Here is a 13,302-nt window from a genome sequence, read left to right on the forward strand (position 1 = left end):
CGAGGCACGGCGCCCATTATAGCCAGCGGGAGTACGCCGGCGCTCGCCGACCGGCGCGTCCGGCAAAGCCGCGCAGCCCGCCGATGCGGCCGCCCGAACGTGCGACCCTTTATAATTCAACGTTTCCTACGGTCTTTTCATGCATCTTTCGGCGGATTTCCAACCATGAGCGACACCACGCTGGCCAAGAGTTTCGAGCCCCAGACGATCGAGGCCCAATGGGGGCCCGAATGGGAAAGGCGCGGCTATGCCGCCCCGTCTTTCGAGCCGGGTCGCCCCAATTTCTCGATTCAGCTGCCGCCGCCGAACGTCACGGGCACGCTGCATATGGGGCATGCGTTCAACCAGACCATCATGGACGGATTGACGCGCTATCACCGCATGCTTGGCGACAACACGCTTTGGCTGCCGGGTACGGACCACGCGGGCATCGCCACGCAGATCGTCGTCGAGCGTCAGCTCGATCAGCAAGGCGTGTCGCGCCACGATCTCGGGCGCGAGCAGTTCGTCGAACGTGTCTGGGCGTGGAAGACGCAATCGGGCTCGACGATCACCCAGCAGGTGCGGCGCCTCGGCGCATCGATCGATTGGTCGCGCGAATATTTCACGATGGACGAGAAGATGTCCAAAGTGGTCTCCGACGTCTTCGTCCGGCTCTACGAGCAGGGGCTCATCTATCGCGGCAAGCGGCTCGTGAATTGGGATCCGGTGCTGATGACGGCCGTTTCCGATCTCGAAGTGGCCAGCGAGGAGGAAAACGGCCATCTCTGGCACATCCGCTACCCGCTGGCCGACGGCAGCGGACACCTCACGGTGGCCACGACGCGTCCTGAAACGATGCTCGGCGATGTCGCAGTGATGGTCCATCCCGAAGATGAACGATACGCGGCGCTGATCGGCAAGAAGGTGAAACTGCCGCTCACGGATCGCGAGATTCCGATCATCGCGGACGATTACGTGGACCGCGAATTCGGCACCGGTGTCGTGAAGGTGACACCCGCGCACGATTTCAACGACTACCAGGTCGGCCAGCGTCATGGTCTCGCGCCCATCGAAATCCTGACGCTCGACGCGAAGATCAACGACAACGCCCCGGCAGCCTATCGCGGCCTCGATCGTTTCGAAGCCAGAAAGCGCGTCGTCGCCGATCTCGATCGGGCGGGCCTGCTCGAGGCCACCAAGGCGCACAAGCTGATGGTGCCGCGCGGCGACCGCACCGGTGTCGTGCTCGAACCGATGCTGACCGATCAATGGTTCGTCGCGATGAGCAAGCCGGCACCCGCCGGGACGTTCAATCCCGGCAAGTCGATCGCCGAAACGGCGCTCGACGTCGTGCGTCGCGGCGAGATCCGGTTCGTCCCCGAGAATTGGACGTCCACCTACTACCAATGGCTCGAAAACATTCAGGACTGGTGCATCTCGCGCCAGCTCTGGTGGGGCCACCGGATTCCGGCCTGGTACGGCGAGAACGGCGAAGTGTTCGTCGCCCATAGCGAAGACGAGGCGCGCGCACAGGCCGCCGGACGCGGCTACACCGGGGCATTGAGGCGCGACGAAGATGTGCTCGACACCTGGTTCTCGTCGGCGCTCGTCCCGTTCTCCTCGCTCGGTTGGCCGAACGAGACGAAAGAGCTGCAGTGCTTTCTGCCTTCCTCGGTACTCGTCACGGGCTTCGACATCATCTTCTTTTGGGTCGCGCGCATGATCATGATGACGACCCACTTCACCGGGCGCGTTCCGTTCGAGGCCGTCTATGTCCACGGGCTCGTACGCGATCACGAAGGCCAGAAGATGTCGAAGAGCAAAGGCAACACGCTCGACCCGATCGATATCGTCGACGGTATCGATCTTGAAACGCTCGTTGCGAAGCGCACCACCGGCCTCATGAATCCGAAGCAGGCCGAATCGATCGAAAAAAAGACACGCAAGGAATTCCCGAACGGCATTGCCGCGTTCGGCACCGATGCGCTGCGCTTCACGATGGCTTCCATGGCGACGCTCGGGCGCAACGTCAACTTCGACCTCGCGCGCTGCGAGGGCTATCGCAATTTTTGTAACAAATTGTGGAACGCGACGCGCTTCGTCCTGATGAACTGCGAAGGCCACGATTGCGGTTTTTCGAAACCGAAGCCCTGCGCGCCGGGCGACTGCGCGGCCGGCGGCTACACCGATTTCTCGCAGGCCGACCGCTGGATCGTCTCGCTGCTGCAGCGAACCGAAGCCGAGGTGGAAAAGGGCTTTACCGATTACCGCTTCGACAACGTCGCGAACACGATCTACAAGTTCGTCTGGGACGAGTATTGCGACTGGTACCTCGAGCTGGCCAAGGTGCAGCTGCAAAACGGCACGCCGGCCCAGCAGCGGGCCACGCGTCGCACGCTGTTGCGTGTGCTCGAAACGGTGCTGCGGCTCGCGCATCCGATCATCCCGTTCATTACCGAGGCGCTATGGCAAAAGGTCGCGCCGCTCACGGACAGCTACCCGCAGGACGCCGCACCCGGTGCGGCGTCCATCATGGTGCAGCCCTACCCGCGCGCGCGGGAGAGCAAGATCGATGAGGCGGCCGAGCGCTGGGCCGCCGATCTGAAGGCCGCCATCGACGCCTGCCGCAATCTGCGCGGGGAAATGAACCTGTCGCCCGCGACGAAGGTCCCGCTGCTCGTGCATGGCGACGCCACCCGTTGGACGAGCTTTGCGGCCTATGCGCAGGCGCTTGCGCGCCTTTCCGAGGTGCGCATCATCTCGGACGAGGCTACGCTGGATCGCGAGGCGCACGGCGCGCCCACCGCGATCGCGGGAGGCGACCGGCTCGTGCTGAAGGTCGAGATCGACGTCGCGGCAGAGCGGGAGCGCCTTGGCAAGGAAATTGCTCGGCTTGACGCGGAAATTACCAAGTGCGCTGCGAAACTTGGCAACGAATCTTTTGTCGCAAAAGCACCGGCCGCGGTCGTGGAGCAGGAGCAAAAAAGGCTGTCACAATACCGGGATACCGTCGCCAAGCTGAGCGCGCAGCTGGCACGGCTGCCTGTATGACGCGTGCCGGACGAGTCGTTTCGACGAAGCCAATCGATAAAATCAGGGTAATGCCATGCTAAAAGTCACCAAGGCAGTCTTTCCCGTGGCCGGTCTCGGCACACGGTTTCTTCCCGCCACCAAGGCGAGCCCCAAGGAGATGCTGCCGATCGTCGACAAACCACTGATCCAGTATGCGGTGGAAGAAGCGATGTCAGCAGGCATCACCGAAATGATTTTCGTGACCGGGCGCAGCAAGCGCGCGATCGAAGACCACTTCGATAAGTCCTATGAGATCGAAGCGGAGCTCGAGGCACGCGGCAAGGAGCGGCTGCTCGAGCTCGTGCGCAGCATCAAGCCGAGCCATGTGGACTGCTTCTACGTGCGGCAGCCTGAGGCGCTCGGCTTGGGGCACGCGGTGCTGTGTGCCGAGAAGCTGGTCGGCGACAATCCGTTCGCCGTCATCCTCGCGGACGACCTGCTCTACGCTGTGCCGAGTGTCATGAAGCAGATGGTCGACGTGTTCGACCACTATCACAGCTCGGTCATCGGCGTGGAGGAGATTCCGCCGCAAGAGACGAAGTCTTACGGGATCGTCGATGGCAAGGAATGGGAAGACGCGATCATCAAGATGTCGGGCATCGTCGAGAAGCCGGCGCCTGAAGTTGCGCCGTCGAATCTCGGCGTGGTTGGCCGCTATGTCCTGAAGCCTCGCATTTTCGAGCATCTGCGTTCGATCAAGCCCGGTACCGGCGGCGAGATTCAGCTCACCGACGCGATTCAGTCGTTGCTCTCGGACGAGCAGGTGCTCGCTTACAAGTATCACGGCACACGTTTCGACTGCGGTAGCAAGCTCGGGTACCTGAAGGCAACGGTGGAGTTCGCGCTGCGCCATCCGGAAGTGGCCGAAGAGTTCGAGCATTACCTGCGCACGCGCTCGCCGGTAATGGATAGCTAGGATTGGGGCTGCGGACGGCGCGAGTGATGCGGTCAGCGCCGTTCGCAACGGGTTGAGGGCGCGTCGTTCAGTGTGCTGGGGCCGCTGGCACGAGCCCGTACCTGGACATGACCTCGATAAGTTTCTCGCGGTCGGGCGGCCCGCCGGCATTGACGATTGCTCCGACATCACGAAAATACTGAGCGCCAATGTCGGGAGTCAGAACGATCAGCGCGCGGGCAATGCCATCATGTGGATTGCTGAAGTGATGGACCGAACCCCGTGCGGTGAACATCCATTCTCCGGGTGTCAGGTCTCGGACTGCTCCATCGACCGAGTACCGAAGCGTGCCTTCCAGCACATAGACGCATTCTTCGTTACGTGTATGGCTGTGTGGCGGCGGAACCTGCGCGTTAGGGGGCACGGTCAACTCGAAAACACCCATCCCGCCTGTCGCAGTTCCATCTATCAGGTATTGGATGCTCAATTGACCCACGTGGATTGATTCGCGTGTCGCCGCGCCGCTGAGAGTCATTTTCAAACTCCTCGAGATTACGGATTCTCATGGATCCGTCGACGTTGTAGGCGAGGGACGCAGCGCTTGCGGCGCGTCCGGCGACCTGTAGGGCACACTCCGTTTAACTCGGATTATGCGCCTCTCACATGCGCCCAAACATGGATTTGCAGCCGGCGGAAGCGAGGCGCCCCCCGTCGGCGTCGATGGGTACCGCGCGTTCATTTTCGCCTCGCGTTCAGGGGCCGTGAACGGCCAATCAATTTGAACGCTTCGCGAGGCATCGCGAGCCGCCCCGCTCAACGACGACGCATCAAAAACACAAACGTCTTATCCTGCGCCGAGCTTTCGACGATCTCATTACCGGTCTGCTTGGCGAACGCCGCAAAATCGCGCTGCGAGCCCGGATCCGTCGCCAGCACCTTAAGAATCTGTCCGCTCTGCATGTCGGCCAGCGCCTTTTTCGCGCGCAGAATCGGCAGCGGACAATTGAGCCCGCGCGCGTCGACTTCCTTATGAATTTCCATCGGTGATCGGCCTTCGTCGTGAACGGCTCGGCCACGTCAGCCGTGGCCAGTTGAATCGAGCAACGTAAACGTGGAATTTTACCGCAGCGCATCGCGCGACGCTTGCGTCTCGGCTTCTCCCCACCACGGCAGGTCGCCGCTGCTCCAACTGCGTGCACGGAACTGTACGGCGCCGAGAGCGCCACCATCAGGCCGCTCGGGAGGCACAACGACAACGGCGACCGGACGATCGGAATCGGTCGTCCCCGCAACGAGCACCTTGTTGCCGACATGGTGTGCCCGGCCGATCGCCATCGCGATGTTGGTGAGCGCGCTACCCGCGCCCATGTCTCCCAGGCGCGCCGCCGTATTGAAGGTTTGCTTGCGGTAATCGAAGGCTGCAAGCATCTCGGTCAACGAACGGCCAAGCGTGCCAAGCCGCGCCGCAGCTACATCGCTCCCCGCTCCGGCGTCATGGATCACGTAATCGATATTTGCCACTTCGCTATGCGCATAGGCAGCCGCCATCGCTACGGTATCTCGCCATGCTTCGATCGGCCGCACCGCACCCGGCCTCGGAACGTAGTTCCCGATACTCCCAGTGACCGCCCTGCCGATCCATGCAAGCGGCTCGCACTGCGCCTCATAACGTGGGCCCGCAAGCACCAGCAACGCCATATTCTCGCTGGACTGTTGGCCTTTCGACGGGCGATCCGGTGCGTCCCAGTTCATCACCCACACGCTCTTGTCCGGATTCTCCTGCAGATAGTCCAGCGCCGCATTCAGAGAGGCGAAGCCGGCGTTCGCGCCGCCGCGCGTCAAATTCACGTGCGGAGACACCTGAGCGCCGCGGCCGTCGTCCAACGGTGCACTCCCGCTAGCGAAGTCACGGGCGAGCAGCCTATGCACATACTCGTGGACTTCGACCGGATCGAGCCGATAAGCCGGGATGGCATATTCGAGGCGTATATCGCGGATCTCTGCTCCTGGGCCGAAACCGTCAAAGCGCCCGCGGGCGAGCAGCCTGAACATTTCATCGATGTAGCTTTCATGGGTTCGATGGAACGTTTCGCCTTCGCGGTTGTGACGCGCGACCGTCAGCACAGGCCGCAAGGCGCCAGGTTTCGCGCCCGCTGCCGTCCAATCACGCCCCTGATCCTGCTTCATCAAGCCGAGTGTCCAAAGAATTCGCCATTCGGTCGGATAATCGGGTCGACACAGTGGATTGAGCCAAATAACACCGACCACCTGGGCCATATCCATCGCCCCGCGCTCCTCCCCTGCCGACGCGGGTTTGGATTTGTTACGCACCTCGGCTCGAGCGCTATCGAAACCCGTCAGCGCGAAGCAAGCCACGAAAACGTAAAAGCTCACCGTCAGCGGCAAAATCAACAATCTCCTTATCAGATCGTCTGTCGTCAAATACCCGATCTCGACGCCACTCATTCTCACGAGCGGAAATACAGAAATGCCGAACGAGAGCGCAGTCAATGCAGCCGCCCAACCAACCTTGTTGCCATTCACCAGGATCACTCGATTCACAGCAACCTCCGGTCTATAAAAAGATGCCCTTATCCGTTTATCTGGCTTTCGCGGGGCGATAAGCCGCGGCATGACCCACAGGCCACGCCATACGGTGGAATGTTCGCCGCACGAAAAAACGAGCGCGCCCCACCCTCGACAGAAGACGATTAGCAATCCTAATTATCGAGATGGAAAATGCTGTTTGATTCGGAAACAACTGCGGCAGAACTGAGCGATAAACTACCGACGGAAAAGACCGGCGAAATCGATGCTGGGGTTTCTCGGACGAACGCCCGAAAGAGCAAGACAGGCCTGCTAAACAGGCCCGTCGCAAGGGATCGGTTCCACGCAGGGGCGATGACGCGCTACTGCGCCACAGCTATAGCGCGACAGGTTGTCCGCTTTCGAGCGCCCGACGCAGCGCCTGTCCGATACGCGTCGCTTCGAGCGCGTCGGCAAGCGAGGCTCCGGACGCCACACCGTCGCCCGGGCCACCGGACGCAACCGATGCGACCGACGCGACAAAAGCCTGCGCCTCGCATAAAAACGCCTCTTCGAAACGATCGAAGAACGTCGGCGTGCATTCGTTTCGCACACCGCGTTCATCGTAGATCTCGACGCGGTTGGCGCGCGGATTCTGACCGATGGCGAGCGCACCCGATGTACCGATCACCTCGCTGTGCGTATCGTTTCCATGCGCCATCGTTCGCGAAGCGTAAAAAACCGCAAGCCGGCCGCCCTCGAATTCGACGACCCCCACGCCGTTGTCCACATCGCCGCACTCGCGCAAGCCCTCGTGCAGCGCAATCGTCCCCGTCGCATAAGCGCGCGTGGCACGCGCGTTGCCGAAAAACCAGCGCGCGATATCGATATCGTGCACCGTGCAGTCGAGAAAAATGCCGCCCGATGTCGGCGCAAAGCGGACGAAGAACCCTTCCGGATCGTTCTTGTCCGTCGTCTGCGATCGGACCATGAACGGCCGCCCTATCTGGCCTGCCGCCACTTTGTCGTACGCGTCGCGGTAGCTAGGATCGAAGCGACGCATGAAGCCGATCGTCGCAACGAGCGACGGGTGCTCGCGCGCCACGGCCAGCACCCGCTCGCACTCGGCCACATCGAGCGACAACGGCTTCTCGCAGAACACATGCTTGCCCGCACGCAGCGCGGCCACGATCTGCTCGGCGTGCAGCGACGAAGGCGTCACGAGCCACACCGCATCGATCTCGCTGTCGGCAAGGAGCGCTGCGTAATCGGCATAAAGCCGCGGCCCCGGCAGCGCCTCGCGCGCCCAGGCGCGCTCCGCCTCGACGGGACTGCAAACGGCTGTCAGTATCGCGCCCGGCACCCGGTAGGCCAGGTTCATGGCATGCCGTGCGCCGAGGCGGCCAAGCCCTGCTACACCGATCCTGATCGGCGCGTGGTTGGCAATAGTCGTCATCTCCACACTCCACCCGGATCGATCAGGCCGCCGCTTCGTCGATGCACACCGCGCGCCCTTCGCGCCACGAGCGCGTCGCCGCCTCGGCCAGTTCGAGCGCCTTCACGCCGTCGGCAATCGTCGTGCGTACGGGTGTGCCGCGCGTCACCGCATCGAAAAAATGGGCAATTTCATTCGCGTACGCGGTACGGTAGCGCTCGAGAAAAAACGCCTCGGGAACGTCTGTCGATACGGCCCGCGCGCTGAATGCCGTCACTTCCGTCGGCCGCACATTGCCCGCTTGCAGCATGCCACCGCTGCCGAGCACTTCGAAGCGCTGGTCGTAGCCATAGGCTGCACGGCGCGTCGTATTGATCTGGCAGAGCCGCCCCTGCTTCGTGCGGATCGTGACAGCCGTGCAGTCCGCATCCCCCGCCTGCTCGATGGCGGGATCGGTCAGGCAGCTGCCCGTCGCATGCAGCGTCTGCGCTTCATCGCCGAGTATCCAGCGGAAAATGTCGAAGTCGTGAATGAGCATGTCCTTGAAAATGCCGCCCGAGCGCCGAATGTATTCGACGGGCGGCGCCCCCGGATCGCGGCTCGTCACGACGAGCATCTCGGGCGTCCCGATCTCGCCGGCATCGAGCCGCGCCTTGACGGCCGCGAACGTCGGATCGAAACGGCGCTGGAACCCGATCATGCAAACCACCCCGGCACGCTCGACCGCTTGCGCGCAGGCACGCGCGCGTTCGAGCGCGAGATCGACGGGTTTTTCGCAAAACACATGTTTGCCCTGCGCGGCCGAGCGCTCGATCAGATCGGCATGCGTGTCCGTGCTCGAGCAAATGACCGTCGCGCCGATCGAGCGGTCGCCGAGCGCGACATCGGCCTCGACGACTTCCGCGCCATGCTCGCGCGCCAATGCCTCGGCCGCCTCCCGGTTGACATCGACTACATATTTGAGCCGCGCCCCCGGCTGCCGCGCGAGATTGCCTGCGTGAATGCGGCCAATGCGTCCGGCCCCGAACACGGCCACGTTCATCGCGCCGTGGGACTTGTCAGTCATCGTATCCTCCAGTGTCTTTGGATTCTTCAACTTTAAGTTCGAGCCTGTAGGCCAGCGCGACGAAAAGCGCCTGACACAGGCAGATCGTGCTTGTCAGCGCGCGAAATGCAAACGCGCTGCCTTCCTTCACAAACAGTTGCGCGCTCGCATAGCGCGCGAGCGGAGACAGGCGGCTATCCGTAATGACGAGCGTTTGCGCCTGGTGATGATGCGCGACGCGCAGGCAATACTGCGTTTCGCGGCCATAGGGTTCGAAGCTGATGGCGACGACGACATCGCCCTTTTTCACGCTGCGGATCTGCTCCCGGTACATACCGCCGAAGCCGGAAATCAGATGCACGCGCTTGGCCGTGTGCTGAAGCGCATAGACGATGTAACTCGCCACGGCGAACGAGCGGCGCACGCCCACCACGTAGATGTTTTCCGCGCGTTCGAGCATCGTCACTGCCGCGTCGAACTGCTCGTCGTCGAGCGAGGCATCGAGTTCGTCCAGTCCGTTGCGGCAGGCCGTGATGAATTCGCGCGCCATCGTCCGACCCGACAGGCGTCCCGGCTTGTCGTCGATCAACTTGCGGATACGCTGCTTGTAGGTCTGCCCCGAAGGGTTCTGGCCCGTGTAGGCCTGCTTGAACACTTCCTGCAGATCGGAAAACCCGGAAAAACCGAAGCGCTGCGCGAAACGGACGACGGCCGACGGGTGCACGCCGCAACTCGCCGCGATGTCGCTCGTGCGGTCCACCATGACACTCGAGCGGTGCTGCTCGAGATACGTGGCCACGCTTTTCAGTTGCCGCGGCAGCGAGTCGTACGCATCCGCGACACGCTGCATCAACTCTTCGACGCTCGGAAGCTGATCTGTGCTGTCTTCCTGCATGACTGATGTCCCCTCTGTTCTCCCGCACTGCACAACGCTTACCGCAGCAGGCGATGGATGCGGATTATAGGCGTTGGGCCCTCGAAATGGAATGGATTTTCCATTTTCCATACGGATGAAATTTTCTTTGCAATCTCGCGCAAGTTCGCCTACTCTTTTCCGTGAGCGATATGGCCGGGTTGACCGCCGCGCTCGTCACAACATAACTTCGAACAGGTGGAGACAAATGAGACAAAGCAACCGCAAGGCCGCTTTGAAGACGATCGCGGCAACGCTCGCATCGGGGCTCGCCATTGCATTCACGGCGTTCGCCGCGCCGGCCGCCCAGGCGGCCGATGCGAAATTCGTGCTGATCAGCCACGCGCCCGATTCGGATTCCTGGTGGAACACGATCAAGAACGCGATCAAGCAGGCCGACGAGGACTTCAACGTTCAGACCGATTACCGCAATCCGCCCAACGGCGACTTGTCGGACATGGCGCGTCTCATCGAGCAGGCGGCGGCACGCAACTATGATGGCGTCATCGCGACGATCGCCGATTACGACGTGCTGAAGGGTTCGATCAAGAAGGTGACGGACAAGCACATCCCGCTCGTGACGATCAATTCCGGCACGGAACAGCAGAGTAAGGAACTCGGCGCGATCATGCATATCGGCCAGCCCGAATACGCGGCAGGTCATGCCGCCGGCCTGAAGGCGAAGGCGGCGGGCGTCAAGTCGTTCCTCTGTGTCAATCACTATGCAACGAACCCGGCGTCGTTCGAGCGCTGCCGCGGCTTCGCCGAGGCGCTCGGCGTCAATTTCAAGACCTCGACGCTCGATGCGGGCACCGATCCGACCGGCATTCAAACGAAGGTTCAGGCGTATCTGCGTAACCATCCCGACACCGGCGGCGTGCTCGCACTCGGCCCCAATTCGGCGGAGCCGACGATCAAGGCACTGCAGCAAATGGGCAAGGCCGGCAAGATCTGGTTCGCGACGTTCGACTTCTCGCAAGATATCGCGAACGGCATCAAGGACGGCACGATCCAGTTCGCGATCGACCAGCAGCCCTATTTGCAAGGCTATATCCCGGTTGCCGTGCTGGCCATCGTGAAGAAGGACCACACGACCGATCCGCTCAAGATCGAGAAGATCCTGCAAAGCAACGAGAAGTTCAAGAAGCGTCTGGCCGACTACGGTCTGGACCCCGTCTATGAGGCGACCACGATCCGCTCCGGCCCCGGCTTCATCACCAAGGAGAACGTCGATAAGGTCGTCAAGTTCGCGGGCCAGTACCGCTGAACGCAGCCGCGCTTAGCCCAGGCGCATAAGCGCGGCTCGACCTCCGATTCCACTTTTCTTGCGCGGCACGAACGGGCTGGGCCCGGGGATGCCCGGCCCGGTTCGCCCGCGCGATTCAGCTTGGAGACTTTCGATGAGCGTCACCGATCAAATCCACGGCAACCCGAGCCACCCCGAGCAGCCGGGTTCCTCCCCAAGCGCCGCTTCCGCGGCGGCCGCCGACGAACGCGTGCGCAGCGAGTCGTGGTTCAAACATCTGCTCAATCGTCCCGAATTCGCCGCGCTCGCCGGCACGGTCATGGTGTTCCTCGTCTTCGCGCTCGGCGCGCGCGATTCGGGCATGTTCAACCTCGACGGCATCATGAACTGGTCGCAGGTTGCCGCCTATCTCGGCATCCTGTCCGTCGGCGCATGTCTGCTCATGATCGCCGGCGAGTTCGATCTGTCGATCGGTTCGATGATCGGCTTCGCGGGCATGATGGTCGCCCTGCCGACGATGTACTTCCATTGGCCGATCGAACTCTCGATTCTGTTCGCATTCGTGGGCTCGATGGCGCTCGGCGCGCTCAATGGCTATCTCGTCATGCGCACGAGGCTGCCGTCGTTCATCGTCACGCTTGCTTTTCTCTTCATTTTGCGCGGCCTGACGCTCGCGCTGTCCGTCATGTTCGCGGATCGAACGATCATCTCGGGCGTCGGTGACGTGGCCACCCACAGCGCATTCGCCCATATGCTCTTCCAGGGCGTCGCGTTCCACGATTTTTTCCGCTGGCTCGCGCATATCGGCATCGTACGGCTGCTCGATAACGGCGAACCGCTAGTGCCCGGCGTGCCGAAGGTGATCGTCTGGTGGATCGCGCTCGCCGCCATCGGCGCCTTCACGCTTGCCAAGACTCGCTTCGGCAACTGGATCTTCGCCGTCGGCGGCGACGCCAACGCGGCCAAGAATGTCGGTGTGCCCGTGCGTCGCGTCAAGATCCGGCTTTTCGTGCTGACCGCATTTTGCTCGTGCCTCTTTGCTGTGCTGCAAGTCTGCGATATCGGTTCGGCCGCGGCCGACCGCGGCCTGCAAAAGGAATTCGAGGCCATCATCGCCGCGGTGATCGGCGGCACGCTGCTCACGGGCGGATATGGCTCCGTCGTCGGCGCGTCGTTCGGCGCGCTCATCTTCGGTGTCGTGCAGATCGGCATCAGCTACACGAATATCGATTCGGACTGGTTCCGCGTCTTCCTCGGCCTGATGCTGCTTTTCGCCGTGCTCTTCAATCACTACGTCCGCAGCCGCGTCGCGACGTCGCGCTAAGCGCGAACTCCGAACGACAGGAGACTAAACGATGTCTACCCTCGAACACACAACGACGAACGACGACGATTTCATCCTCGCGCTCGAAAACGTGAGCCGCTACTTCGGCAACGTCATTGCGCTCAAGGACGTCACGATCAAGCTGCGGCGTGGCGAAGTCCACTGCCTGCTCGGCGACAACGGCGCCGGCAAGTCGACGCTCATCAAGACGCTGGCGGGCGTGCATGCGCCGAGCGAAGGCACTTATCGCGTCGATGGCAAACCCGTGCATTTCGCTTCGCCGAAAGACGCGCTCGATCTGGGCATCGCGACCGTCTATCAAGACCTCGCGCTCGTGCCGCTCATGTCCGTTGCGCGCAATTTCTTCATGGGCCGCGAGCCGCAGAAAAAGCTTTTCGGGCTCGTGAATGTCATGGATATCGAAACTGCGGCGAAGACGGCTCATGACAAACTGGCCGAGATGGGCATACACGTGCGCGATGCGAACCAGCCGATCGGCACGATGTCGGGCGGCGAGCGCCAGTGCCTCGCCATCGCGCGCGCCATTCACTTCGGCGCGCGCGTCCTGATCCTCGACGAGCCGACCGCCGCACTCGGCGTCAAGCAAAGCTTCAATGTCCTCAAGCTGATTCACAAGGCACGCGAGCGCGGCATTTCCGTTATCTTCATCACTCACAATGTCCATCACGCCTATCCGATCGGCGACTCGTTCACGCTGCTCAATCGAGGCCGCTCGATGGGCACGTTCACGAAGGAAACGATCAGCAAGGAAGCCGTCCTCGACATGATGGCAGGCGGCGCCGAGATGCAAAAGATGATCGCCGAACTCGATGGCGCCACGATCTGACACGCCCTTTCACCACG

11 protein-coding genes are annotated in these 13,302 nt (G+C 62.0%); 5 read left to right on the plus strand and 6 right to left on the minus strand.

The genetic code is table 11. The features are described from left to right. The first annotated feature begins 165 nt into the window (after nucleotides 1-165). Both GWC77_RS00390 and galU read left to right on the plus strand, forming a co-directional pair. Entirely contained in the window at nucleotides 166-3,033 is a 2,868-nt protein-coding gene (locus tag GWC77_RS00390; RefSeq protein WP_173254737.1) for a valine--tRNA ligase, read from the plus strand. Nucleotides 3,034-3,088: 55 nt separating this feature from the next. Beyond that, nucleotides 3,089-3,970, plus strand: coding sequence for a UTP--glucose-1-phosphate uridylyltransferase GalU (gene galU / locus GWC77_RS00395; RefSeq protein WP_173254739.1), 882 nt, complete (start codon nucleotides 3,089-3,091; stop codon nucleotides 3,968-3,970). Between the two features lie 67 nt (nucleotides 3,971-4,037). Here galU and GWC77_RS00400 read toward each other — a convergent pair whose 3' ends face one another. The 6 genes from GWC77_RS00400 to GWC77_RS00425 form a co-directional block, all read right to left on the minus strand. Beyond that, complete coding sequence (locus GWC77_RS00400) at nucleotides 4,038-4,484, minus strand: cupin domain-containing protein (protein ID WP_173254741.1); 447 nt, start codon at nucleotides 4,482-4,484, stop codon at nucleotides 4,038-4,040. 278 nt (nucleotides 4,485-4,762) lie between these two features. After that, the gene (locus tag GWC77_RS00405) at nucleotides 4,763-4,990 is read right to left on the minus strand and encodes a sulfurtransferase TusA family protein (protein WP_173254743.1); all 228 of its coding nucleotides are present in this window, start codon (nucleotides 4,988-4,990) and stop codon (nucleotides 4,763-4,765) included. A 78-nt stretch (nucleotides 4,991-5,068) separates the two neighbouring features. Further along, on the minus strand, nucleotides 5,069-6,511 hold the full coding sequence (locus tag GWC77_RS00410; protein ID WP_173254745.1) for a virulence factor: 1,443 nt from the start codon (nucleotides 6,509-6,511) through the stop codon (nucleotides 5,069-5,071). Between the two features lie 361 nt (nucleotides 6,512-6,872). After that, a complete protein-coding gene (locus GWC77_RS00415; RefSeq protein ID WP_173254747.1) occupies nucleotides 6,873-7,931 on the minus strand; it encodes a Gfo/Idh/MocA family oxidoreductase in 1,059 nt (352 codons plus the stop codon). 22 nt (nucleotides 7,932-7,953) lie between these two features. Then, nucleotides 7,954-8,976, minus strand: a complete 1,023-nt coding sequence (gene iolG, locus GWC77_RS00420; protein WP_173254749.1) for an inositol 2-dehydrogenase — start codon at nucleotides 8,974-8,976, stop codon at nucleotides 7,954-7,956. Next, on the minus strand, nucleotides 8,969-9,850 hold the full coding sequence (locus tag GWC77_RS00425; RefSeq protein ID WP_173254751.1) for a MurR/RpiR family transcriptional regulator: 882 nt from the start codon (nucleotides 9,848-9,850) through the stop codon (nucleotides 8,969-8,971). The genes iolG and GWC77_RS00425 overlap by 8 nt, the downstream gene beginning before the upstream one ends. Nucleotides 9,851-10,076: 226 nt before the next feature. Here GWC77_RS00425 and GWC77_RS00430 point away from each other — a divergent pair, with 226 nt between their 5' ends. The 3 genes from GWC77_RS00430 (at nucleotide 10,077) to GWC77_RS00440 (ending at nucleotide 13,285) form a co-directional block, all read left to right on the plus strand. Then, nucleotides 10,077-11,135, plus strand: a complete 1,059-nt coding sequence (locus tag GWC77_RS00430; RefSeq protein WP_173254753.1) for a sugar ABC transporter substrate-binding protein — start codon at nucleotides 10,077-10,079, stop codon at nucleotides 11,133-11,135. Between the two features lie 133 nt (nucleotides 11,136-11,268). Then, the gene (locus GWC77_RS00435) at nucleotides 11,269-12,438 is read left to right on the plus strand and encodes an ABC transporter permease (protein ID WP_217283124.1); all 1,170 of its coding nucleotides are present in this window, start codon (nucleotides 11,269-11,271) and stop codon (nucleotides 12,436-12,438) included. Between the two features lie 31 nt (nucleotides 12,439-12,469). Then, nucleotides 12,470-13,285 carry an ATP-binding cassette domain-containing protein gene (locus tag GWC77_RS00440; protein ID WP_173254755.1) on the plus strand — a complete coding sequence of 272 codons (816 nt, stop codon included), beginning with the start codon at nucleotides 12,470-12,472 and terminating at the stop codon, nucleotides 13,283-13,285. Nucleotides 13,286-13,302: the final 17 nt, after the last annotated feature.

This window comes from Paraburkholderia sp. NMBU_R16 (genome assembly GCF_013282575.1).
In the GTDB taxonomy this organism is placed as follows: Bacteria; Pseudomonadota; Gammaproteobacteria; order Burkholderiales; family Burkholderiaceae; genus Trinickia.

What these genes read in the sequence shown, in the direction of transcription:
- GWC77_RS00390 (WP_173254737.1), top strand. Translation starts at nt 166, where the DNA reads ATGAGCGACACCACGCTGGCCAAGAGTTTCGAGCCCCAGACGATCGAG.
- galU (WP_173254739.1), top strand. Translation starts at nt 3,089, where the DNA reads ATGCTAAAAGTCACCAAGGCAGTCTTTCCCGTGGCCGGTCTCGGCACA.
- GWC77_RS00400 (WP_173254741.1), bottom strand. Translation starts at nt 4,484, where the DNA reads ATGACTCTCAGCGGCGCGGCGACACGCGAATCAATCCACGTGGGTCAA.
- GWC77_RS00405 (WP_173254743.1), bottom strand. Translation starts at nt 4,990, where the DNA reads ATGGAAATTCATAAGGAAGTCGACGCGCGCGGGCTCAATTGTCCGCTG.
- GWC77_RS00415 (WP_173254747.1), bottom strand. Translation starts at nt 7,931, where the DNA reads ATGACGACTATTGCCAACCACGCGCCGATCAGGATCGGTGTAGCAGGG.
- iolG (WP_173254749.1), bottom strand. Translation starts at nt 8,976, where the DNA reads ATGACTGACAAGTCCCACGGCGCGATGAACGTGGCCGTGTTCGGGGCC.
- GWC77_RS00425 (WP_173254751.1), bottom strand. Translation starts at nt 9,850, where the DNA reads ATGCAGGAAGACAGCACAGATCAGCTTCCGAGCGTCGAAGAGTTGATG.
- GWC77_RS00430 (WP_173254753.1), top strand. Translation starts at nt 10,077, where the DNA reads ATGAGACAAAGCAACCGCAAGGCCGCTTTGAAGACGATCGCGGCAACG.
- GWC77_RS00435 (WP_217283124.1), top strand. Translation starts at nt 11,269, where the DNA reads ATGAGCGTCACCGATCAAATCCACGGCAACCCGAGCCACCCCGAGCAG.
- GWC77_RS00440 (WP_173254755.1), top strand. Translation starts at nt 12,470, where the DNA reads ATGTCTACCCTCGAACACACAACGACGAACGACGACGATTTCATCCTC.